Below are 22,241 nucleotides of genomic sequence, written 5' to 3'. Positions count from 1 at the left end.
TCGAAGGCACGTCCGGGCGATTTTCGGCCGCCCTCGGACGTGCCGATCAGGCGTTGTCCTGGTATTCCAGGAGATGGCGACCCGGGCCCTGTCGAGCCTCACCCGTCATGGCCGCTTTTCGACCGCTGTGGCAGATGGCTGGAATTCTGCGTTCCGGCCAAGTGGGCGGAATCTTCCGGGAGTTCCGTTCGTCTGTCTGTACGGAGCGTTTGTGGGGCCGGGGCACTTACGGGGCACAAGGGTGTCAGGAAGCGATGGCGTCGAGCCGTGGTCCGCGGGGGCGGAGCCGCGGGGCGGACGAGGCATCGAGGCTCCGCGGGTGGGGAGGAATACAGGCATGAGTGTTGAGCAGCAGCCGCTGTGGGTGGAAGAGCCCGCCGTGCGACCGCGGTTGCCCGATCCGGTCCGTACCGCGGCCGTGCGCGCCGTCATCATCGTCGCGGCGACGCTGATACAGGCGATGGTCGCCATCCTGTCCACGCTGGCCGGCTCCTGGCTCGCCTTCCCGATGGTGATCAGCAGCGTCGGCAGCACCGTCCTCGCCACGTGGGGCGTGCTGGACGTGTGGGTCACCCGCCAGGTGTGGAACCAGCGCAACGGCGTGGTGTCGATGCCGAGCAGCACGGCGCGCAAGCTGCGCAGGGAGCGGCGCCGGGCGAGGCGGGCCGTCCGCACGGCCGAGCGCGGGACCCGAATACGGTCCCACCGGACCCCGACGCGCTCCGCGGACGGCTCACGCCAGGGGCTGTCCCGCGCCTGAGCGGTTCCGCTCGCGCCGGGGACTGCACGCCCGCTGAGCGGATCCGCTCCTGCCGGGGGCCGCACCGCGCCCTTGCCCCCGCGCGTCAACTCCCCTGCGGGGCAGGCTTCTTGAACATGCGCGTCGCGGTGATCTCGCCGTGCACGGTCTCGCCGGTGGTCGCCTGCTGGGGCAGGCCGGGCCGCAGGTGCTCCTCGACACTGATGTACTTCAGGCCCGCCCGCAGGTCCGCGTCGTTGCGCAGCCGGATCACCAGGGGGAACTCGGCCAGCGCGGTCGTGTCGAACAGGCCCGTGGTGTAGAGGAGTTGGACGCCGAGCGCGTCGGATACGGCCCGCTGGAGCTCCAGGAGGTACGTCGCGTTGGCGCGGCCGATCGGGTTGTCGAGGAAGAGCGTGCCGGCGTGCCGGTGCTTGTCGCGCCCCCGGTCGTTGCTGCGCAGCGCCGCCATCGTGCAGTACAGGGCGATCGCGGCGGTGAGCAGCTGTCCGCCGGAGAACACGTCGCCCATCTGCCCCACGGGGACGCGCTCGGCGCGCAGCACCGCGTCCGGCTTGAGGATCTCCACGGCGATGCCGCGCGGTTCGAGCGCCGCCTGCACGCCGCGCAACAGCAGGGACATGCCGTCGCGGCGCAGGTCGGAGTTCTTCCGCACGGCGGCACGGGTGGCCTCGTCGATGACCTCGCCGAGCCGTTCGGTGAGGGTGGCCTGGTCGGGCTCTTCGAAGCGGATCCGCAGGAACTCCTGGCCCGACCACTCCCCGAGGCCCTCGGGGAGCTGGGACAGGCGCTGGGCGGAGCGCAGCGTGGTGAGGGCCGACTCCACGAGGCCGCGCAGCCGGTCCACGATGGAGTCGCGGTTGCGCTCCAGCTGCTCCAGCTCGTCGGTCAGGACGCGCAGCCTCGGTTCGAAGGCGGCGGCCCAGGCGGCGGCGTGCTCCGGCAGGGAGGCCGCGGGCAGTTCGCGGATCTGCTGGCGGGCCGGGGTGCGGACCTGCTCGTAGCGGGTGGCGTTGGCGTGCCGCACCAGGATGTCGCTCGCCTCGCGGACCGCCGAGTCGGCGGCCGACAGGTCGCCCGAGCAGCCGCGCAGGGAGCGGCGCGTCTCGGCGGCGGTGTGCCGGGCCTCCTCCAGGGTGCCCGGGTAGGGCTCGGGTGCGCCCTCCTCGTCCGGGGCCTGGCCGTTGTCGCGCAGCAGGTCGCGCAGGAGCGCCGCGGTCTCGTCGAAGCCGCCCGCCGCGTCCTCGGCCGCGCGGTGCGCGGAGAGCAGTTCGGCGTGGGCGCCGCGGGAGGTCTCCAACTCGTCGGTGCGCGCGGCGAGTTCGGCGGTCGCGGTACGCAGCAGGGCCTGGGCCTGCTCGGCGTCGGCCGGCACCTGGCCGTCGGGAAGCTCGGTGTGCGTCCCGCCGTCTGCGGGGGCGAGGCGCTCGGCCTCGCCGCGCAGCCGGCCGAGCTGCTCGCTCGCGGCGGACGCGCGGGTCTCCAGCATCTGGACGAGCGACTCGGCGCGGGCGACGGCCGCCTGGCGGGAGGGGCCGTCCGCGCCGTCGGTCCCTTCGAGCAGGGTCGCGGCGCGGGTGCGCACCTTGTTGGTGAGCCGGTCCAGCTCGGCGAGGGCCGCGCTCTCGTCGCTCTCGGCACGGGCCTGTTCGGCGCGCAGGTCGGCGCCGACGCCGACCTTCTCGTACAGCTGGGACGCGGCGCGGTAGGCCTCGCGCAGGGCGGGCAGCGCGGTGCGGGGCGCGTCGGGTTCGGGCTCGGGGAGGTTCTCCGGGGCGCCCGCGATCTCGGCGCGCTCGGCGCGCAGCGCGCGGGAGGTTCGGTGGGCGTCGTCGGCGGCGCGCTGGGTGGCGCGGCGGTCCTCGTCGGCCGCCTTGGCGCGCTCCAGGAGGGTGTGGGCGCGGGCCTCCGACTCGGCCGCCTCGTCGGCGAGTTCGCGGAGCTTGACCTGCCAGCCGGCCCGCTCGCGGAGCCGGAAGGCGAGTCCGGCGAGGGCGTCGGCGGCGCGGCGGGCGCGCTGGGCGGCCTCTTGGCGCTCCTCGCGCACCCGCGCGGTGTCGGCGGCGGTCTCGTCCGCCTCGGCCCGCACGGTGCGGGCCTCGGCCAGTTCCGCCGCGGCTGCCGCGGCGCTCTCGCGCGCGGTGTGGGCGGCGGTGGCCAGCTCGGCGAGCATGCCGGGCGGGCAGTCGGCGCGCCAGGCGCCGATGCGGGCGGCGAGGGAGCGGTCCCCGGCGAGCCGGCCGGCGAGGGTGCGGATCTCCTCGTCGCGGGCGGTGGCGCGGGTGCGCAGCGTCCGGCGTTCCTCGTCGGCGGCGTGCTCGTCGTGCATGGCCGGGTTCGGCGGCACGAGGAAGACGTCGCTGTCCGTGCCGGAATCCGCGGCCGGTACGGGCGCGAGCAGGGCGGCGGTCGTGCCGACGGCGACGGCGGAGCGCGGCAGCAGGGCGGCGTTGGCGAGGGCTTCGCGGGCCCGTAGGTGCGATGCGGGGTCGGTGATGACCACGCCGTCGACGAGTTCGGGCCGGGCCGCGAGGACGGCGGCGTGGTCGGCGGGGGCGACGGCCTGGGCGAGGTAGCGCCAGCCGGGCAGTGCGGGGATGCCGTGCTCGCCCAGGTACTCGACGGTCGCGAGCACATCGGCGCTGGGCGGCAGGAGCCCGCCGTCGCCGAGGGCGCCGAGGATGCGCGCGTCGTCGGCCGCCGCGGTCCGCAGCTCGAAGAGCTGGCGCTCGGCGGAGGCGACGCTCTGTTCGAGGAGGCCCCGCAGTTCGTCGGCGCTCCGGTCCAACTCCCCTGCGGTGAGAGGGCTTTGGGCCTCTTCGCCGTCGTGCTTGCGGGGCTCGGGCACGGCGGAGCGGCCGGTGGGCAGGCTGAGCAGTTCGGCGAGGCGCTCCTCGGCCGCGAGCGATTCGGCGGCCCGGCGCTCGGCGTCGTAGGCCTGCTCGGCGGCGCGCGCGGCGTCCTCGGCGCGGGCGGCCGCGAGTTCGGCGCGGGCCTCGACCGAGGCGGCCTCGCGGGCCCGGTCGGCGGCGGTGCGGGCGGCTTCGCGGGCCGTGTCCCAGCCGGCCACGGCGGTCTTCTCGGCGTCGCTGGCGGCGAGCGCGGCGCGGGCCGGGTCGGCGTCGGGCGCGCTGTCGTCGAGCCAGCCCGCGCGCACGGCTTCGGCGGTCTCCTGCTCGACCTCCGCGAGGCGCTGGCGCAGGTGGCCTGCCTCGCTGCGGGCCCGCTGGGCCTCGGTCGCGGCGACGGTCGCGTCACGGTGGGCGGCCTCGCCCACTTCCTGCAGCCCGGCGGAGCGCTCCTCCTCTTCGGCGGCGACCCGCTCGCCGTCCTCGGCGGCGGCGTGCAGGGCCCGTACGAGATCGGCGGCGGCCCTGGCGCGGGCGGCGAGGGCGGGGGCCGCGTCCCGTTCGGCTTCCTGGATGGCGGCGGCGACGCGGGCCGAGCGGTCGGCGGCGGCGCGGTGGCGCAGGACCGCCTCCGCGGCCTGCCAGGCCGAGTGGAGCGTACGGGCGTCGGCCAGTTCGCGGCGCTGCGCGGTGGCCGCCTTCTCCGCGACGGCGAGCGCCAACGAGGCGTGCCGGTAAGCGAGTTCGGACGCGATCAGGGAGCTGCGTCCGCGGGCCTGCTCGGCGAGGGTGACGTGGTGGGCGGCTGCGGTGACCTGCTGGGCGAGGTCGGTGGCGCGGCCCCGCTCGTCGGCGGCGCGGGCCGTCAGACGCCGGGCGAGCGTGCGGGCGCGCCGTTCTGCACCGGCGTGGACGTCGCGGGCGCGGGCACGGGTCTCGGCGGCTTCGACGATCCGGGTGAGGAGGTCCACCGAGCCGGCGGTGAAGTCGCGTTCCGCGGTGAGTTCGGCGCGGCGGCCGAGCTTGTTGCCGAAGCCGCTGACGAGGTCGGCGAGGCCGTCGGTGTCGCGGGTGTCGGTGACGGCGCGGAGCAGCAGGTCGGTGAAGTCGGAGTCCTTCTTGACGGCGAAGAGGCCGGCTGCCTCGCCCTCGTCGGCGTTCATCTCCCGCTGGTAGCGGAAGAGTTCGGGGTCCAGACCCAGGTCGCCGAGGTGTTCGTTCCAGCGGTCGTGGATCTCCTCCCAGTACACCTCCAGGTGCGGGTAGGCCTTGGTCGCCTCGGTGACGGCGTCGCGGAAGCCCTTCATGGTGCGGCGCCGGCCCTGGGCGCTCGACGCGCCTTCGGCCGACGGCCGCATCGCGCTGGACTCGGCTACCGGCAGCGAGTCGAGGCTGAGGCCGGGGCCCGGCCGGAAGGAGTACCAGGCTTCGGCGAACTTCCGCGGGTCGTTGGAGACTTGGCGCCCGCGCCACTCGCTGACCTTGCCGACCACGACGAGTTCACCGGTGAGGGTGTGCTGCCATTCGAGGGCGACGTGCCCGCAGTCGTCGGCGAGCAGGAACTTGCGGAGCACACCGGAGCTCGCGCCGCCCAGGGTGTTGCGGTGGCCGGGCAGCATCACCGAGAAGATCAGTTTGAGCAGGACGGACTTGCCGCCGCCGTTCTCCAGGAAGAGCACGCCCGCGGGGGCCGGGCGGCGCGGCGGGCCGACCGGCTCGTCCTCGAAGAACTCGGCCTGCGTGGGCGCCGGATGGGGCACGGGCGCGCCGACTCCCCGCAGGTCAAGCACGGTGTCGGCGTAGCGCGCACCGGCGGGTCCGATGGAGTAGAGGCGGACCCGGGACAGCTCGTACATGTCGGCGGACTCTCGTGATGGTGGGGGGCGGCGTGAGCGAGGGGGCGGCGTCAGGAGTGGAACGGCAGTCCGGCGTCGGCCGCCAGTTCCAGGTCGTCGGCGTCGGTGGGGGGCAGCAGGGTGGCGCTTCCGTCGGTGACGGCGACCACGCCGAGCTCGATCAGCTCGGTCAGGGCGGCGCTGCCGGCCATGTCGCGGACCTGCAACTGGTAGCGGGCGGTGGTGCGGTAGGCGCCGCCCGCGTCGTCCCCGGTGCGCTGCAGGAAGCCGGACTCGGTGAGGAACGCGACGGCCTTGGCGACGATGCCGGTGGTCGAACCGGCGAGCCGGCGGGCGTCCTTGGTGGCGCCGGTGGAGCTGCGCCGGGCGTAGATCCGCCAGGCGGCCTCCAGGCCGGGCGCGCCGGTCTCGGGGTCGGTGTTCTCTCCGGTCTCCTCGGCGCGCTCCTCCAGGCGGCGGCAGGCCTGCCGGACGAACGCGTCGACGCCGTTGACGGTGATGCGGCCGATGTAGCCGTCGTCGGCGAGGTCTTCGGGGCGGGGGAAGGCGAGGGCCGCGACGGCGAGGTGGGCCAAGCCGTGCAGGAAGCGGTCGGCGGAGTCGGGGGCCGCGGCGCGGCGCGCGTAGTCGCCCATGCGGACGGCGAAGACGGAGTCCTCCGCGGCGGTCACCGCCATGCCGGCGCGGGGCGACACCTCCAGGACGATCAGGCCGAGCCCGGCCGCGACGGCGTCCGCGAGGCGGGCGAACGCGGGGTCCTCGCGGTGGCGGCGCAGCAGCTCGCCGTACTCCGCGTCCCTGGCGGGCAGCAGCTTGGGCTGGAGCCCGAAGGCGACGAGGCGGGCGGCGTCGGCCGCGTCGGCGGGGGTGATCCGGCCTTCGCCGCCGGTGCCGGGGGCGGCGGGCGCCGCGGCCTCGGCGCCGAACGCGGGCTCGGGGTGGTGGTCGGTCACGGGGTCGTCTCCTTGGTGCGGGCGGTGCTGGGTGCGGCGGGGTGAGCGCCTGCGGCGCGCGGCTCCCCCGCCCCGCCCCTTCCCGAGGCCCTTCGGGGGTGGAGGGTGAGGGCTGCGGGGCTGCCGGTCGGGTGCGGACCGTGCGTGGTTGCCCGCGCTGTGCCCCGCGCTCCTGACGACGCCGGGCAGGCGGCGCCCCCGGCCGGTGCGGCGAAAGGCGTGAACGGGGCCCGGGGCCGAGCCCCGGGGGTGGCCTCGGGCGGGAAGGACGTCACGTCGACTCCGTTCGGCCCGCGGCCATTCCGACGGTGTCGAGCCGCGCCGTCCCCACGATCAGGTCCGCCCCGCCGAACTCCGGGTCGTCGAGCTGGGTGCCGTCGTCCACCGCGAACAGCAGCCGCTCCTCGCCCTGGCGGTAGGCCGTGCCGACCGGCGGGCTCGCCGCGTGGATCGCCAACAGGGCGACCAGGTACGGCAGTTCGGCGTCGCCGCGGCGGCGGGCGTCGGCGAGCAGGCCCGAGAGGCGGCGCGGCGCGTCGTGTTCCAGGTCGAGGAGGTCCATGGCCGAGGCCAGCTGCTCCTCGCTGAAGCGGCTGTCGTCGGGGGTGGCGATCAGGTCGGGCTCGGGCATCTCGGCGCCGAGGTGCTCCCGCTCCAGGGGCGGGGTGAGCAGTATGTCGACCAGGTCCCCGACCCGTACGGACACCGGGGTGCGCAGGCCGGTGCCGCGGGCGAAGAAGGCGTCGGTCACCCGGATCGCGTCCGTCACCGGGAGCGGGAGGAGCGGGGCGACCAGCTGGCCGTACAGGTCGAGGCCCGAGCGGGCGGCCGGGCGGGCGAAGGCCTGCCGGTCCTGCTCGGCGCGGAACAGCGGGCCGGCCTCCAGGAGGCGGGACTGGAGCTGGGTGTGGCGGCGGATGCAGTCCTTGACGATGTCGACGAGCTCGGCGGCGCGGCGCTTGTGCTCCGGGTCCTCCGCCTCGTCGCGCGCCTTGCGGATGTTGGTGAGGATCGCGTTCTCGTGGCGGTAGCGGTCGGCGACGTGGTCGAGGGCCTCGGCGATCATGTCGGGGACCGCGTTGAGCCAGTCGACCGCGCGGACGTTGCGCCGCGTCGCCTCCAGGGTGCGGCGCAGCGTCTCGGCGTACTGCACCGTGCGGTAGCGGGCCTGTTCGGCGGCGAGCTGGGCATCGGCCAGGCGGCCGCGGCTGATCAGGACTTCCAGCTTCACCTCGGCCGCGATTTGGGCGCTGGTGACATCGGTGTCGAGCGCGCCCACCAGGACGTTGACGGCCTCGTCGGTGGTGCGCAGGTAGACGGCGCCGCCGTAACCCGGCACCTCTTCGAGGAGCTTGAAGTCGTAGTCCCTGCGGACGTAGACGCCGTCGGGGTTGAACGTGCCGTACACCGCGCGGAAGCCGCGGTCCACGCTCCCCACGTTGATCAGGTTCTCCAGGACCCAGCGGGCCACCCGCTCGTGCTCCGCGGCGGGCCGGGCCGGCGCCTGGGCGGCCACGCGCGGGACGAGCCGGGCCACGATCTGCTCGTGGTCGGCACCCGTGTCGAAGTCCATGTTGAGGGTGACGAGGTCGATGGAGGCGAGGGCCACTTCGGCCATCGCGTACACCGAGTACTCCCCCGCGAGGTTGGCCTTGCGCACGTCGAGGTCGTGCAGCGGGGCGGTGCACGCCAGCGCGCGGAGCCGCCGCGCGAGCCCCTCGTCGGCGGCCGGGCCCGGCGCGGGGCGCGGCGCCGCGCTGAGCTGGGGCGGAACGAATTCCGTCGAGGCAGGCGAAGTCACGCTGGACAGATTAGGTCCTCGCACTGACAACGGTCGAAACGGCGCAGATCCGCCCGGCGTCCGGGCGGGCGGCGCGGGTCAGGCGGGCGCGTCCGCGACGCGTTCTCCGTACGCCTCGACGAGCTGGGCGCGCGAGTCGTCGAGGTAGTCGGCGAGCAGCCGCCCCGCTTCCTTCCGCTTCCCCGTGCGCAGCGCTTCCAGGATCTCCCGGTTGCGTACGAGGTAGGGCCGGTGGAGGCGGCGCGGGTCGGCCACCACGTGGAAGGCCAGGCGCAGTTCGGCGAGGACGCCGCGCATCAGCTCGTCGGTGCGGGCGCTGCCGGCGAGGGCGACGAGCTCGCGGTGGAAGTGGATGTTGGCGGTGGACACTCCCTGCCAGTCGCTCTCCCCGGCGGCGCGTTCGCCGTCCGAGACGGCCGCGTCGAGCCCTTCGAGGCGGTACGGAGGCTCGCCGAGTCCTTGGACGACGGCGCATTCGACGAGCCGCCGGGTGCGGTAGATGTCGGTCACGTCCTCGACGGCGAGCACCCGGACGAAGACCCCGCGGTTGAGTTCGTGGACCAGCAGCCGTTCGTGGGTGAGCAGCCGGAACGCCTCGCGCAGGGTGTTGCGGGAGACGCCGAGCGCCTTGCCGATGGTGTCCTCGGCGAGCCGGTCGCCGGGCGGGAAGAAGCCGTCGGCGATCCGGGTGCGCAGGATGTCCGCGACCCGCTCCGCCGTGCTGGTGCGGCCCAGCAGGGCGCGGTCCTCGGCAAGTCCGCCGGGTCCGGAGTCCGTTGTCGCCACAGCGCCCTCTCTCCCCCGCCGGCCGCCACCGCCGACGCGTGGGAGCCCATCGTAGGAGCAGCGCGAGGACATGAGGAAGCGGGAACGTCCGCGCAAGAGTCTTGTCGGATCGTTCAACAATCCCCTACGTTGAAACGACCGCCCCGCGGACCGCCCCACCGGCCGCACCCCGGACCGCACCCCGGACCGCTCTCCCCACCGTCCCCCGCGCACCCGGCACCGGCCGCGCTCCCGCACGGCCTCGCCCGCCCTCTCACCCCTCTGCGAGGTGCACATGAGCACGACCAAGGCTCAGCCGCAGCACGGCCAACACCCGCACGACAGCGGCCCGTTCGGATGGCTGCGCGCGCTCGGGCCCGCCGGCCGGCGCGCGTTCGGGGGCGCCTTCGGCGGCTACGCCCTCGACTCGTACGACTTCTTCACGCTGCCGCTCACGATGGTCGCCATCTCGGCGTACTTCGGGCTCGACAGCGGCCGGACCGGGCTGCTCACCACGGTCACCCTGGTCGTCTCGGCCGTGGGCGGCGCGTTCGCCGGGGTGCTCGCCGACCGGATCGGCCGGGTCGAGGCGCTGATGATCACCGTCGGCACGTACGCCGTCTTCACGGTCGCCTGCGGATTCGCGCCCACCTACGAGACGCTGCTCGTCTTCCGTGCCCTGCAGGGTCTCGGGTTCGGCGGCGAGTGGGCGGTCGGCGCGATCCTGGTCGCCGAATACGCGTCGGCGCGGCACCGCGGGCGCACCCTGGGCGCCGTGCAGAGCGCGTGGGCGGCCGGCTGGGCGCTCGCCGTCGTCGTCTGCACGCTGGTCTTCCAGTACGTGGGCCCGGACACCGCGTGGCGCGTGGTCTTCTGGACCGGGGCGCTCCCGGCCCTGCTGCTCGTCTGGGTACGGCGCACCGTCCGGGACGCGCCCGCCGCCACCGAGCAGCGGCTCGCGGCGGCGGGTACGAGGAGCGGCGCCGCCACCTTCGCCGCCGTCTTCCGGGGACCGCTGCTGCGTACGACCCTCTTCGCCGTGCTGCTCTCCGCCGGGGTCCAGGGCGGTTACTACACGCTCGCGACCTGGGTCCCGACGTTCCTGAAGAGCGAGCGGCACCTCACGGTCGTCGGCACCGGCGGCTACCTGGCGTTCCTGATCTCCGGGTCCTTCCTCGGCTATCTGACCGGCGGGTACCTCACCGACGTCCTGGGCCGCAAGAAGAACATCGCCCTGTTCGCAGCCCTCTCCGCCGGCTGCATCCTCGTCTACACCCATCTGCCGTCGGGGGCGAACACCCTGCTCCTCGTGCTCGGCTTCCCGCTCGGGTTCTGCATGTCGGCGATCTTCAGCGGCTTCGGTTCGTTCCTCAGCGAGCTGTACCCGACCGCCGTGCGCGGCACCGGCCAGGGGTTCACGTACAACACGGGGCGCGCGGTGGGCGCGTTCTTCCCCACCCTGGTGGGCTACCTCGCCGACAGCTGGGGCGTCGGCGGCGCGCTGGTCTTCGGCGCCGTCGGCTACGCCATCGCCGTACTGGCCCTGCTGGGCCTGCCCGAGACGCGGGGACAGGAGCTGTCATGACCGGCGCACCGCGCCCGCCCGGTGCAGACTGCACCACAGGGCCCCCGCCCCTCGCATCCACCCCTCGTGAATCCGTGCCCCGTGAACAGGAGACGCCGCACCCATGACCCGGTCCGCGACGACGTCGATCGACCTCAATGCCGACCTCGGCGAGGGCTTCGGCCACTGGCGGCTGACCGACGACGAGCAGTTGCTGTCCGTCGTCACCAGCGCCAATGTGGCCTGCGGTTTCCACGCCGGCGATCCGGCCATCATGCGCCGGGTCTGCCTGCTGGCGGCCGAACGCGGTGTCCGCGTCGGCGCCCAGGTCTCCTACCGCGACCTGGCGGGGTTCGGCCGCCGCTCCATGGAGGTGCCGCCCGCCGAACTCGCGGCCGAAGTCGCCTACCAGATCGGCGCGTTGGAGATCTTCGCGCGGGCCGCGGGCAGCCGGGTCTCGTACGTCAAGCCGCACGGCGCGCTCTACAACCGTGTCGTGCACGACGAGGAGCAGGCGGCCGCCGTGGTGGAGGGGGTGCTGCTCGCGGGCCGCGGGCTCCCGGTCCTCGGGCTGCCGGGTTCGCAACTGCTCGCCGCGGCCGGACGGGCGGGGCTGCCGGTCGTCACCGAGGCGTTCGCGGACCGCGCCTACACCGCGCGGGCCACGCTGGTGCCGCGCGGGCGGGACGGCGCGGTGATCAGCGATCCGGACGCGGTGGTGGCGCGGGCCGTCTCGATGGCCCTGGAGGGCACGGTCGTGGCCGAGTCCGGCGAGCGGGTCCCCACCGGGGCGAGTTCGCTGTGCCTGCACGGGGACACGCCGGGCGCGGTGGAGCTGGCCCGGCGGGTCCGGGCCGCCCTGGAGTCGGCGGGCGTCGAGGTGGCGGCCTTCTCGTGAGCAGCGTACGCATCCTGCCGGTGGGGGAACACGCCCTGCTGATCGAGCTCGACAGCGGCGAGGCGGCGGGCGCACTCCATGCCGAACTGCTGCGCCGCCGCGCCGCCGGAACGCTGCCCGCCGTGCGCGAGATCGTGCCGGCGGCCCGTACCGTGCTGCTGGACGGCGTGGCCGACCCGCCGTCCCTCGCCACCCAGTTGACCACCTGGGACGTGCCTCCCCTGGAGCCATGCGCGCGGGAGACGGTGGAGATCCCCGTACGGTACGACGGGCCCGACCTCGCGGACGTCGCCGCGCTGTGGGGGGTCGCGGAGCGGGAGGTGGCGGAGATCCACCGCGCGGCGGAGTTCCGGGTCGCCTTCTGCGGGTTCGCCCCCGGCTTCGCCTATCTGACCGGCCTCGACGAGCGGTACGCCGTGCCCCGCCGGGCCACCCCGCGCACCGCGGTGCCGGTCGGCTCGGTGGCGCTCGCGGGCCCGTACACCGGCGTCTATCCCCGCTCGTCGCCGGGCGGCTGGCAGTTGATCGGCACGACGGACGCGCCCCTGTGGGACCCGCACCGCGAGCCGGCCGCCCTGCTCGCCCCGGGCACCCGGGTCCGCTTCGTCCCCGGGGCCGCCCGATGACCGGCCGGGCCCTGTCCGTGGTGCGGGCGGGGGCGCTCACCTGCGTACAGGACGAGGGCCGTCATGGGTACGCCCACCTCGGCGTGCCGCGCTCGGGCGCGCTCGACCTGCCCGCGAGCCGGCTCGCCAACCGCCTCGTGGGCAACGCCGAGGGGGCCGCCGTCCTGGAGACCACGGTCAACGGGTGTGCGGTACGGGTCCGGTGCGCGGCCACGGTGGCGGTGACCGGGGCCGCCTGCCCGGTCACCGTCGACGGACGGCCGGCCGCGTGGGGGGCTGCCGTGCGGGTGCCGTCGGGGGCGGTGGTCGAGGTGGGGCCCGCGACCCGCGGGGTCCGCTCCTATGTCGCGTTCGCGGGCGGCATCGTGGTGGAGCCGGTGCTGGGCAGCCGCTCCACCGACCTCCTGTCGGGCCTCGGTCCCGCGCCGCTGCGGGACGGCGTGGTGGTGCCGCTGGGGCGCCCGGCGGGCGCGTGCCCGCGGGTGGACGGGGCGCCCGCGCCCGGGGTGCCCGGCGAACTGGTGCTCCGGGTGCGCCCGGGGCCGCGCGCGGACTGGTTCGCGCCGGACGCGCCCGCGGTGCTGGCGGCCGGCCGCTACCGGGTGTCTCCGGCGAGCAACCGGATCGGGCTGCGCACGGAGGGGCCGGCGCTGCGGCGCGCGATCGAGGGCGAACTCCCCAGTGAGGGGATGGTGTTGGGGGCGGTACAGGTGCCGCCGGACGGCCTCCCCGTGGTGTTCCTCGCGGACCATCCGACGACGGGCGGCTACCCGGTGCTCGGCGTCGTACCCGAGCGGGACCTCGCGGCGGCGGCGCAGGCGGCGCCGGGCACCCGACTGAGGTTCGCCCTGACGGGCCCCCGCTGATCCGCTCCGCGGGGTCGCGGGTTCTCGGTGTTGCCCCTCGGCGGGGCGCCCAGCGGTCCCGGCGCCCCGCCCTGGCGGGGCTATTGCGGGATGCGCATCCTCGGCCCCACCGGGCCACGTCGGCACACGCGGCCCGTCCGGCGATTGAGGACGAGCGGCGTTCAGGCGCGAACGGGGTCTGGGGCGGAGCCCCAGGGGCCCGGCCTTCGGCATGCGGCCGTCACATCCCCGGCCCGCCGGGCCCCTCGGCGCCGGGCCGCATGGGCTCGCCTGGCGGTGCTGACGCCGGGCGGCACGCCAACCCGGGCATACCCAGCCCGTCCGGCGATTGAGGACGAGCGGCGTTCAGGCGCGAACCGGGGTCCGGGGCACAGCCCCGGGGAGGGGTTACACCGCTGTGGCGTCGGGGCCGAGGCGGTCGTGGATGGCGCTCTGCACCTCCGCCTCCTCCGCCGGATCCGCGGCGAGCCTGCGCAACCGGTCGGCCACCCGCGCATCCACCAACTCGGCGTACTGCGCGGCCACTTCACGCGTCGTCTCCTCGCAGTCCCACAGGCATTCCACGGCGAAGCCGGTGGCGAAGGAGGCGTCGGTGGCGGCGAGGGCGCGCGCGGCGCGGCCCCGCAGCTCGGAGGAGGAGGTCTCGCGGTAGACGTGCCGCAGGACGGGGGCGGCGCAGCAGATGCCGAGCCGGCCCGCCCCGTCGACGAGGGCCCGGAGGAGCGCGGCGTCGGGCCCCTGGGAACGTACGGTCTCGCGGAGCGCGCCGAGCACGAGTTCGCCGTCACCGGCCTCGCCCCGTGACGCGAGCACGCTGGCGGCGGACGCACCGAGTTCGTCGGGGCGGGCCACCCAGCCGCGGGCCCGTTCGACGGCCTCGGGACCGCACATCCGTTCGAATGCGTGGACGGCGGCCTCGGCGGCGACCCGCGATCCGGCCGGCGCGTCCGACACGGCCGACTCGATCAGGTCGAGCACCCGGGCGTCGCGCGACTCGGCGAGATAGTGCAGGGCGGCGCCGCGCGCTCCGTCGGTACCGGAACGGGCCGCCTCGATGATGGCGCCCCTGTCCTCGGGCCCGGCGACGGCGCCGAGGCACCTGGCGGCCGGCAGGTGCAGGAGCGCGCCGCGCCCCAGACCTTCGTCGGCCCAGTCGAAGACGGCCTGGACGCTCCACCCGGGCCGGGGCCCGGACGGCCGCATCTGGCGCTGCCAGCGGTCGAAGGAGCCGGCCTCCCGCGCGGCCCGCACCCGGGCGCCCACGCCCTCGCGCGGATCCTCGGCCCACAGCCGCCAGGGCCGTGGCTCGTAGGCGTCACGCACCGTGACGGCGAGGTCGGCGTCGCCCTCGGCGGTGGCCGGGAAACGGGCGAGCACAGGGGTGGCGAGGGAGCGCAGCCCGGCGTCGTCGTCGCGCAGCGCCAGCTCGTCGAGGGCCCAGGCCCAGTTGGACCCGGACGCGGCGTAGCGGCGCAGCAGAACGAGCGCGTCGTTCCTGCCGTACGAGGCGAGGTGGCCGAGTACGGCGAGGGCGAGCCCGGTGCGCGAGTCCTCGGTGTCGAGGACGTCCTCGGCGCCGAAGAGGTGCCGCTCGATCTGGGCGAGCCCGCCGTCGAGATCCAGGAAGAGGCGCGCGTAGTACAGCGAACGGTTCTCGACCTGCCAGTCCTGGCGAGGGTCGCTCAGTACACAGTGGTTCAGGGCCGCCAGGGCCTCGTCGCGCGGGGCGGCCAGCGCGTGCAGGGTGCCGTCGCCGCGGCCCCGCTGCAGCAGACCGAGCAGCGTGCCGCTCGGCGCTATGACTGGATCGAACATGGAAATAGCCTCACATCAAGCTGTCGACGCAACCGGGATTCGTGCCTTGCCCTAGGCCGCGCAGCAACATGAGGGGTCGCCCGCCGTCTTCTGCTTGGTGTAGACCATGTTCCTGCCTCTCGTCGCGGTCCCCGATGTAGGGACCCTGCCCCCGATGTAGGGGTTCGACGTCATGATGACCCAGCCATTTCGCCATCGCGACCACATTTACGGCGCCCCTCTCCATGGGCTCTCGGGTGGATCCCCCGTAAACGCTTGGTGGACGCTCAGTTGGCCCCGAACAGGGCGAGCAGTTCCGTCTTGCCGAACATCCGGGCGGTGTCGACCGCGGACGGCGTTCCGGCGGAAGGATCGGCTCCGCCGGCCAGCAGGGCCTTGATCACGGCGTCCTCGCCCTTGAAGACGGCACCGGCGAGCGGGGTCTGGCCCCGGTCGTTGGCGCGGTCGGCCTCGGCGCCCCGGGCGAGCAGTGCGGAGACCGCGTCGGCGTGCCCGTGGTAGGCGGCGAGCATCACGAGGGAGTCGCCGCGGTCATTGGTGAGGTTCGCCGGAACCCCGGCGTCGACGTACGCGGCGAGCGTCGCGGCGTCGCCCTGACGGGCCAGCTCGAAGACCTTGGCCGCCAGCTCGACCACCTCGGGATCGAGATCCTCGCTCATCGGAAAAACTCCTTAGGGGCAACGGAACAGACCCGCACGGCGACAGAGCCGTACGAGTGAATCGACAGGGTACTGCCCGGCGGACGACATGACGGGGTGTGTCCGCGGCAAAGATCACCGCGAGTGACACTCGCACGCCCCCGATGGCCACGACGGCCGCACAGTGTCCCGCTCCGGGCGGCTTTTCATATCCGCCACTCCAGTGAAATTGGCGGAGTTTCACCCATTTGCACCTTTTATCGCATAGATACTTCCTGTGAGCCTGGAAGAACTCATGGTGACCGTCCCCATCGACCAGGAGAACCCAAATGATCCTGTCCATCTCAGGCGTGGTGCTGCTCGGAATCATCTGCTTCCTCTTCTTCAAGAAAGACGGCCTCAAGGCGTCGCACGCGCTCGTGTGCTCCCTCTTCGGCTTCTACCTCGCGGGCACCGCCATCGCCCCGAGCATCACGGCCGGAGGCGCGAGCCTCGCCAGCCTGCTGGGCGGGATCAAGTTCTGACCTCCCGCCGTCCCCCGTTCCACGGCAGACAGCACGGCAGACACCACTGCGGACACAACTCCAGGAGAACGACGTGGCCCGGCGACCACTCCCCCGCATTCTGAGCAGCAGCAGCGCATCCATCGTTCGCAGCCGCGAGATCGCGCGCACGGCCGCCGACAGCGCCACCGACGTTCTCCATCCGCTCATCACGATCAGCCGCGGCCTGCGGCTGATCACCGCCGCCCTGCGCGGCAAATGGGCCGCCACCCCCAAGGAACGGCGTAGTCCCGCGCTGTTCCTGACGGCGGCCGTGGTCCTGGTCGTCGCGCTCATCCCGTACGGGCCGCTCCTTGCCCTGATCACGGTGATGGGCGCGGCAGCCTGGAAGGGCCGCGAGAAGCCGGTCGTCAAGACCGGCCCGGACGACGCGGAACTCGCCCGCCTCCAGGCCCTGTACGAGGCGCTGGTGCCCTACTTCTCCGTACCCGAGGACCCGAACCCGCTCTTCTCGCACGGCGGCGAGTGGGACAAGGCCTTCAGCGCGTACGAATTCGACGACGACGGCCGCCTCACCCGGCTCCGGGTGCGCTACCCGGCGTACTTCACGGACGGCGAGCCCGAGGCCCGCGCCCGCATCGAGCAACTGCTCCACGCCAAGTCGGGGCGCGGCCGCGAGTACCGCTTCGGCTGGGACGAGGAGGGCAACGAGCTCGACCTGAGCGTCCTCGGCGCGCTGCCCACCTCGATCGCCGCCCAGCACTTCGTGACCTCCCCCGGCGAGACCGTGCTCGGCTTCACCGACCCCGACGCCGTGCAGCGGACCGTGCCGGTGACGGCGGGCGAGGAGAGCCATGACGCCCCGCCGGTGATCTGGCGCACCGGGCCCCGCTCCACCGAGCCCCACCTCCTGGTGGCCGGCCGGCCCGGCGCGGGCACCACGACGCTGCTGCGCTCCATCGCGCTCCAGGCTCTCAAGGACGGCGATCTGCTGGTCGTGGAGGGCAGCGGCACGGGCGAGTACGCCTGTCTGACGGGCCGCTCGGGCGTCCTCGCCGTCGAGTGCGGCCTCGCCGGGGCGCTCGCCACCCTGGAGTGGGCCTCGCACGAGACCGAGCGCCGGCTGATCTCGGCGAACCGGGCCCGTCAGGCGGGCCGCCCGGTGCCCGAGGACACCAAGCGTCCCCTGTGGATCCTGCTCGACCGTCCCAGCGTCCTCGCCGACCTGGCCGCCGCCGACGGCCGCACCGACCCGCAGCACCTGCTCCAGGTCCCGCTGCGGCACGGGCGGGCCGCCGGGGTGACGGTGGTGGTGGCCGAACAGTTCGACACCCTGCACGACCTGTCGGAGCCCGTGCGCTCCCACACCCGGGCCCGAGTGGTGCTCGGCGCCGCCTCCCCGAGCGAGGCCGAGTCGGTGCTCGGCATCCCGCCGCACACCACCCCCGTCCCGGACGTCCCGCCGGGCCGCGGCTACGCCCGTCTGGGCACGGGGCCGGTCCTGCGCCTCCAGGTCCCCGCGACGCCGGACCCGTACGACGACGCGACGACGGAGGCCCACCGCCGCGCGGTCCTGGAGCTCCTGCCGCCCCGTGACGTGCCGGTCACGCCACGGCCGGCCGAGCCGAGGCCGGTGGAGGCCGCACCGGCCGACGTGCCGCCGCGGGACGTGGCCCCCGCGGACGCGACACCCGTGGAGGCCGTACCCGCCGAGGGGTGAGACGGCCGGGACCGGGCCGGCCGGGCCGCGCAAGGACGCGGAGGCCCCGCTCGGCCCGAGCCTCAGGCCCGTCGAGCCGGCAACGGGCCGGTTCTCAGGCCGGTCGAGCCGGTCAGGCCGGTCGGGCCGGTCAGGCCACGAAGGTGCGCGGGGGCTCGGCGCCGCCCGAGCCGCCGCCCGTCTCCACCAGCCGGGCCGCGGCGGCGAGCCGCGCGGCCGCCTCGTCCGCGACCGGGCCGCCCACCGTGAACGGCAGCCGGACGTACCCCTCGAAGGCGCCGTCCACGCCGAAGCGGGGCCCCGAGGGCACCCGCACCCCGACCCGCTCGCCGACCTCCGCGAGCCGGGAGCCCGACAGGCCGCCGGTGCGTACCCACAGCGTGAGCCCGCCGCGCGGTACGTCGAACTCCCAGTCCGGCAGCTCCCGGCGGACCGCCGTCACCAGCGCGTCCCGGTTCTCCCGCGCCTGGGCCCGCCGCAGCTCGACCGCCTGCTCCCAACCGCCCGACCCCATCAGCCAGTTGACCGCGAGCTGTTCGAGGACCGGAGTGCCGAGGTCGGCGTAGGCGCGGGCGGCCACGAGCGAGCGGATGATGTCGGGGGCGGCCCGCACCCAGCCGATGCGCATCCCCGCCCAGAACGCCTTGCTGGCCGAGCCGACCGTCAGCACCGTGGCGCCCGCCGGATCGAAGGCGCAGACCGGGCGCGGCATGACGAGGTCGTCGTCGAGCCACAGCTCGCTCATCGTCTCGTCGACGACGAGGACGGTGCCGGCCGAGCGGGCCGCGTCGACGAGTTCACGACGCTGGTCCTCGCCGGCGAGCGCGCCGGTCGGGTTGTGGAAGTCGGCCACGACATAGGCGAGCCGGGGTGCGGCGTCCCTCAGCACCTGGCGCCAGCGCGGCAGGTCCCAGCCGGAGAGCCCCTCGGCCATCGCGATCGGCACCAGCCGCGCGCCCGCCTCGCGCATGAGCTGGAGGATGTTGGCGTACGACGGTGATTCGACGGCGATGCGCTCGCCCCGGCCGGCGAAGAGATGGCAGATGGCGTCGATGGCGCCCATCGCGCCCGTCGTCACCATGATCTGCTCGGGCATCGTGGGGATGCCCCGCGCGGTGTAGCGCTCGGCGAGCATCTGCCGCAGGGCGGGCAGGCCCGCCGGATAGTCGCCGTGGGTGTGGGCGTACGGCGGCAGCTCCTCCAGGGCACCCTGGACCCCGCGGGTCAGCCACGGCTCGGGGGCGGGCAGGGCCGCGCAGCCCAGGTCGATCATGGAGCCGAGCGACTCGGGCGGCAGCGGTTCGAGCCCCCGGCCCGGCAGCGGGTGCCCGGCCGGCACGGCGGTCCAGCTCCCCGCGCCGCGCCGCGATTCGAGGAAGCCCTCGCCGCGCAGCGCCTCGTAGGCGGCGGCGACGGTCGTACGGCTCACCGAGAGGGCGAGGGCCAGCTCGCGCTCGGCGGGCAGCCGGGCGGCCGCCGGGACCCGGCCTTCGAGCACGAGCAGCCGGATTCCGTCGGCGAGTGCGCGGTAGGCGGGCGGCTTGCGCAGCCCGGCGCCGACCGGGCGGGGCTGCTGTGCCTTGAGCTGACGGGCGAGCTGGGCGGGCCCGATCGCCGAGGTCCACTGCGCCATGAAGACAGTCCACCTTCCCGGAATTGGCCATGGTTGGGGTCCATTTCCCCGCCACAGAGTGGCATGAGCCAGTCCACCACCACCACTCGGGGGCACCGCCTTGTCCAGTCATCTCACCCGCAGACTGCTCCAGCTCTACGCCGGTCTCGCGCTGTACGGCATCAGCTCGGGGCTGCTGGTGCAGGCCGGGCTCGGCCTCGAACCGTGGGGGGTGCTGCACCAGGGGATCGCCCGGCACAGCGGCCTCTCCATCGGCGTCGTGTCCATCATCGTGGGGGCGGCGGTCCTGCTCCTGTGGATCCCGCTGCGGCAGCGGCCGGGGCTCGGCACCGTCTCCAACGTCTTCGCGATCGGCATCTTCATGGACGCCACCATCGCCGTCGTCCCCCCGGTGCACGGGCTGCTCGGCCAGGTGCCGATGGCCGCCGCCGCGATCGTCTGCAACGGCGCCGCCACCGGTCTGTACATCTCCGCCCGTTTCGGTCCGGGCCCGCGCGACGGCCTGATGACCGGGCTGCACCGGGTCACGGGGCGCTCGATCCGGCTCGTGCGGACGTCGCTAGAGGTGGTCGTGGTGGCCACCGGATTCCTGCTCGGCGGTTCGCTCGGTGTCGGCACCGTCCTGTACGCCCTGGCGATCGGGCCGCTCGCCCAGCTCTTCCTGCGCGTCTTCGCGCTCCCCGAGCCGCCCGTCGAGCCGACGCCCCCGTCGTCCGCGCACGACACCTGCGTCCCCGCCGGCTCCCCGGAGCGCGCGATACTTCCCCGGTGACTCGCGTACGCCACCCCTATCTGGACCACCCCGCCCCGATCCCGTTCGCCCATCGCGGCGGCGCGGCGGACGGGATCGAGAACACCGCGGCCGCCTTCGCCCGCGCCGCCGAGGCCGGCTACCGGTACTTCGAGACCGATGTGCACACGACGGCCGACGGCCGCCTCGTCGCCTTCCACGACGCGACGCTCGACCGGGTCACCGACGCCCGCGGCCGGATCGCCGAACTGCCCTGGGCCGAGGTCGGGCGGGCGCGGGTGGCGGGGCGCGAGCCGCTGCCGCTCTTCGAGGAGCTCCTCGAAGCCTTCCCCGAGGCGCGCTGGAACGTCGACCTCAAGGCCGAGTCGGCGCTCGTCCCGCTGGTCGACCTGATCCGCCGCACCGGCGCGTGGGACCGGGTCTGCGTCGGCTCGTTCTCGGAGGCCCGGGTCGCCAGGGCGCACCGGCTCGCGGGGCCGCGCCTGGCCACGTCGTACGGCGTGCGGGGGGTCTCCGCGCTGCGCCTGCGCTCGTACGGCGTTCCCGCGCCGCTGCGCCCGGGTGCCGTCAGCGCCCAGGTGCCGGTGAGCCAGAGCGGCGTGCCCGTCGTGGACCGCCGTTTCGTGCGGACCGCGCACGCGCTCGGCCTCCAGGTCCATGTCTGGACGATCAACGATCCCGCCCGGATGAGGGCGCTGCTCGACCTTGGCGTGGATGGCATCATGACCGATCATCTGGAGACACTGCGCACGGTACTGACCGACCGGGGAGCCTGGCACTGACCTGCCCCCGGCAGCCACCGCTCGCGTACGGGCACGAGCGAGGGGGCGCGGGTTGAGCGCTGAGATCATGGACGATGCCGACCGGGCGGAGGACCGGCCGGTGAGCACCGCCGAGCGCAAGCGGGAACAACACGGCTGGTACTTCTACGACTTCGCCTGCTCGGTGTACTCGACGAGCGTGCTCACGGTCTTCCTCGGCCCCTATCTGACGTCGATCGCCAAGTCGGCGGCGGACGCCGAGGGGTTCGTCCATCCGCTGGGCGTCCCGGTGCGGGCGGGCTCGCTCTTCGCGTACGCCGTGTCCGCCTCGGTCATCGTCGCGGTGGTCCTGATGCCGATCGTGGGCGCCGCCGCCGACCGGAGCGGGCGCAAGAAGCCGCTCCTCGCGGCCGCCGCCTACACCGGCGCCGCCGCCACGGCCGGGATGTTCTTCCTCGACGGGCACCGTTATCTGCTCGGCGCCGCGCTGCTGATCGTCGCCAATGCGGCGCTCTCGGTCTCGATGGTCCTCTACAACGCCTATCTGCCGCAGATCGCGGGACCCGAGGAGCGCGACCACGTCTCCTCACGGGGCTGGGCCTTCGGCTACACGTCGGGCGCCGGCGTCCTCGTGCTCAACCTGATCCTCTACTCGGGGCACGACAGCTTCGGGGTGTCGGAGTCGACGGCGGTCCGGATCTGCCTGGCGTCGGCCGGTGTGTGGTGGGGCGCGTTCACCCTGGTGCCGCTGCGACGGCTGCGCGACCGCAAGGTGGCGGTGACGGTGAGCGAGGGCAAGGTCGGAGCGGGCTGGCGGCAGTTGGTCTCGACGCTGCGCGACATGCGGGCGAGGCCGCTGACGCTCGCCTTCCTGCTCGCGTACCTCATCTACAACGACGGCGTGCAGACGGTCATTTCACAGGCGTCGATCTACGGGTCCGAGGAACTGGGCCTGGATCAGAACACGCTCATCGTGGCCGTGCTCCTCGTGCAGGTCCTGGCGGTGGCGGGCGCGCTGGGGATGGGACGGCTCGCCCGGACCCACGGCGCCAAGCGGACCATTCTGGGCTCGCTCGCGGTCTGGGCGGTGATCCTGGGCGTCGGGTTCTTCCTGCCGGCCCGTCAGCCGGTCCTCTTCTTCGTCCTGGCGGCGGCGATCGGCACGGTGCTCGGCGGCAGCCAGGCGCTCTCCAGGTCGCTCTTCTCGCATCTGGTGCCGCGCGGCAAGGAGGCCGAGTACTTCTCGGCCTACGAGATGAGCGACCGCGGGCTGAGCTGGCTGGGGCCATTGGTGTTCGGTCTCGCGTACCAGCTGACCGGGAGCTATCGGGATGCCATCATCTCGCTGGTGGTGTTCTTCGCGGTCGGGTTCGTGCTGCTCGCCCGGGTGCCGGTGCGGGCCGCCGTGGCCGCCGCGGGGAACCCTGTTCCGGCGCGGATTTAGACGTTGAAGTGAAAGGCCGGTAGTGTACGCCTTTGGCT

At 74.4% G+C, this 22,241-nt stretch carries 17 protein-coding genes; 10 read left to right on the top strand and 7 right to left on the bottom strand.

The features are described 5' to 3' along the window. Window positions 1-337 precede the first annotated feature (337 nt). On the top strand, window positions 338-760 hold the full coding sequence (locus OOJ98_RS10255; RefSeq protein ID WP_323177885.1) for a hypothetical protein: 423 nt from the start codon (window positions 338-340) through the stop codon (window positions 758-760). 85 nt (window positions 761-845) lie between these two features. Here the strand turns inward: OOJ98_RS10255 and OOJ98_RS10250 are convergent, their stop codons facing one another. From OOJ98_RS10250 to OOJ98_RS10235, 4 genes are all read right to left on the bottom strand, one after another. Further along, window positions 846-5,465 (bottom strand): hypothetical protein, encoded by a 4,620-nt coding sequence (locus tag OOJ98_RS10250; RefSeq protein ID WP_267054309.1) that lies wholly within the window; start codon window positions 5,463-5,465, stop codon window positions 846-848. Window positions 5,466-5,515: 50 nt separating this feature from the next. After that, window positions 5,516-6,418, bottom strand: a complete 903-nt coding sequence (locus OOJ98_RS10245) for a hypothetical protein (RefSeq protein ID WP_267054308.1) — start codon at window positions 6,416-6,418, stop codon at window positions 5,516-5,518. Window positions 6,419-6,689: 271 nt separating this feature from the next. Then, window positions 6,690-8,219, bottom strand: a complete 1,530-nt coding sequence (locus OOJ98_RS10240; protein WP_267054307.1) for a hypothetical protein — start codon at window positions 8,217-8,219, stop codon at window positions 6,690-6,692. 78 nt (window positions 8,220-8,297) lie between these two features. Then, window positions 8,298-9,005 (bottom strand): GntR family transcriptional regulator, encoded by a 708-nt coding sequence (locus tag OOJ98_RS10235; protein ID WP_267054306.1) that lies wholly within the window; start codon window positions 9,003-9,005, stop codon window positions 8,298-8,300. A 274-nt stretch (window positions 9,006-9,279) separates the two neighbouring features. Here OOJ98_RS10235 and OOJ98_RS10230 point away from each other — a divergent pair, with 274 nt between their 5' ends. From OOJ98_RS10230 to OOJ98_RS10215, 4 genes are all read left to right on the top strand, one after another. Continuing rightward, complete coding sequence (locus OOJ98_RS10230; protein ID WP_267054305.1) at window positions 9,280-10,569, top strand: MFS transporter; 1,290 nt, start codon at window positions 9,280-9,282, stop codon at window positions 10,567-10,569. A 103-nt stretch (window positions 10,570-10,672) separates the two neighbouring features. Next, window positions 10,673-11,446, top strand: a complete 774-nt coding sequence (locus tag OOJ98_RS10225; protein WP_267054304.1) for a LamB/YcsF family protein — start codon at window positions 10,673-10,675, stop codon at window positions 11,444-11,446. After that, window positions 11,443-12,072, top strand: coding sequence for a 5-oxoprolinase subunit PxpB (pxpB, locus tag OOJ98_RS10220; RefSeq protein ID WP_267054303.1), 630 nt, complete (start codon window positions 11,443-11,445; stop codon window positions 12,070-12,072). Before OOJ98_RS10225 ends, pxpB begins: the two co-directional genes overlap by 4 nt. After that, the gene (locus OOJ98_RS10215) at window positions 12,069-12,938 is read left to right on the top strand and encodes a biotin-dependent carboxyltransferase family protein (protein ID WP_267054302.1); all 870 of its coding nucleotides are present in this window, start codon (window positions 12,069-12,071) and stop codon (window positions 12,936-12,938) included. The genes pxpB and OOJ98_RS10215 overlap by 4 nt, the downstream gene beginning before the upstream one ends. A gap of 387 nt (window positions 12,939-13,325) precedes the next feature. Here OOJ98_RS10215 and OOJ98_RS10210 read toward each other — a convergent pair whose 3' ends face one another. Both OOJ98_RS10210 and OOJ98_RS10205 read right to left on the bottom strand, forming a co-directional pair. Then, complete coding sequence (locus tag OOJ98_RS10210) at window positions 13,326-14,753, bottom strand: HEAT repeat domain-containing protein (protein ID WP_267054301.1); 1,428 nt, start codon at window positions 14,751-14,753, stop codon at window positions 13,326-13,328. A gap of 266 nt (window positions 14,754-15,019) precedes the next feature. Next, window positions 15,020-15,412 carry an ankyrin repeat domain-containing protein gene (locus OOJ98_RS10205; protein WP_267054300.1) on the bottom strand — a complete coding sequence of 131 codons (393 nt, stop codon included), beginning with the start codon at window positions 15,410-15,412 and terminating at the stop codon, window positions 15,020-15,022. A gap of 308 nt (window positions 15,413-15,720) precedes the next feature. Here OOJ98_RS10205 and OOJ98_RS10200 point away from each other — a divergent pair, with 308 nt between their 5' ends. After that, entirely contained in the window at window positions 15,721-15,915 is a 195-nt protein-coding gene (locus OOJ98_RS10200; RefSeq protein ID WP_114038102.1) for a hypothetical protein, read from the top strand. A 73-nt stretch (window positions 15,916-15,988) separates the two neighbouring features. After that, on the top strand, window positions 15,989-17,614 hold the full coding sequence (locus OOJ98_RS10195; protein ID WP_267054299.1) for a hypothetical protein: 1,626 nt from the start codon (window positions 15,989-15,991) through the stop codon (window positions 17,612-17,614). Between the two features lie 130 nt (window positions 17,615-17,744). On the opposite strand, the gene OOJ98_RS10190 is transcribed toward OOJ98_RS10195, so the two are convergent. After that, complete coding sequence (locus tag OOJ98_RS10190; RefSeq protein WP_267054298.1) at window positions 17,745-19,247, bottom strand: PLP-dependent aminotransferase family protein; 1,503 nt, start codon at window positions 19,245-19,247, stop codon at window positions 17,745-17,747. A 100-nt stretch (window positions 19,248-19,347) separates the two neighbouring features. Between OOJ98_RS10190 and OOJ98_RS10185 the strand changes: the two genes are divergently transcribed. The 3 genes from OOJ98_RS10185 to OOJ98_RS10175 all read left to right on the top strand — a co-directional run bounded on the left by OOJ98_RS10185 (window position 19,348) and on the right by OOJ98_RS10175 (window position 22,203). Continuing rightward, window positions 19,348-20,019, top strand: a complete 672-nt coding sequence (locus tag OOJ98_RS10185) for a YitT family protein (RefSeq protein WP_267054297.1) — start codon at window positions 19,348-19,350, stop codon at window positions 20,017-20,019. Then, window positions 20,016-20,780 (top strand): glycerophosphodiester phosphodiesterase, encoded by a 765-nt coding sequence (locus tag OOJ98_RS10180; protein ID WP_267054296.1) that lies wholly within the window; start codon window positions 20,016-20,018, stop codon window positions 20,778-20,780. Before OOJ98_RS10185 ends, OOJ98_RS10180 begins: the two co-directional genes overlap by 4 nt. A 67-nt stretch (window positions 20,781-20,847) precedes the next feature. After that, on the top strand, window positions 20,848-22,203 hold the full coding sequence (locus tag OOJ98_RS10175) for an MFS transporter (protein WP_267055585.1): 1,356 nt from the start codon (window positions 20,848-20,850) through the stop codon (window positions 22,201-22,203). The last annotated feature ends 38 nt before the right edge of the window (window positions 22,204-22,241 follow it).

It is taken from the genome of Streptomyces sp. NBC_00083 (assembly GCF_026343295.1).
Taxonomy (GTDB): domain Bacteria; phylum Actinomycetota; class Actinomycetes; order Streptomycetales; family Streptomycetaceae; genus Streptomyces.
The sequence above is the reverse complement of the archived record's forward strand: the minus strand, read 5'-3'. Positions and strand labels throughout refer to the sequence as shown.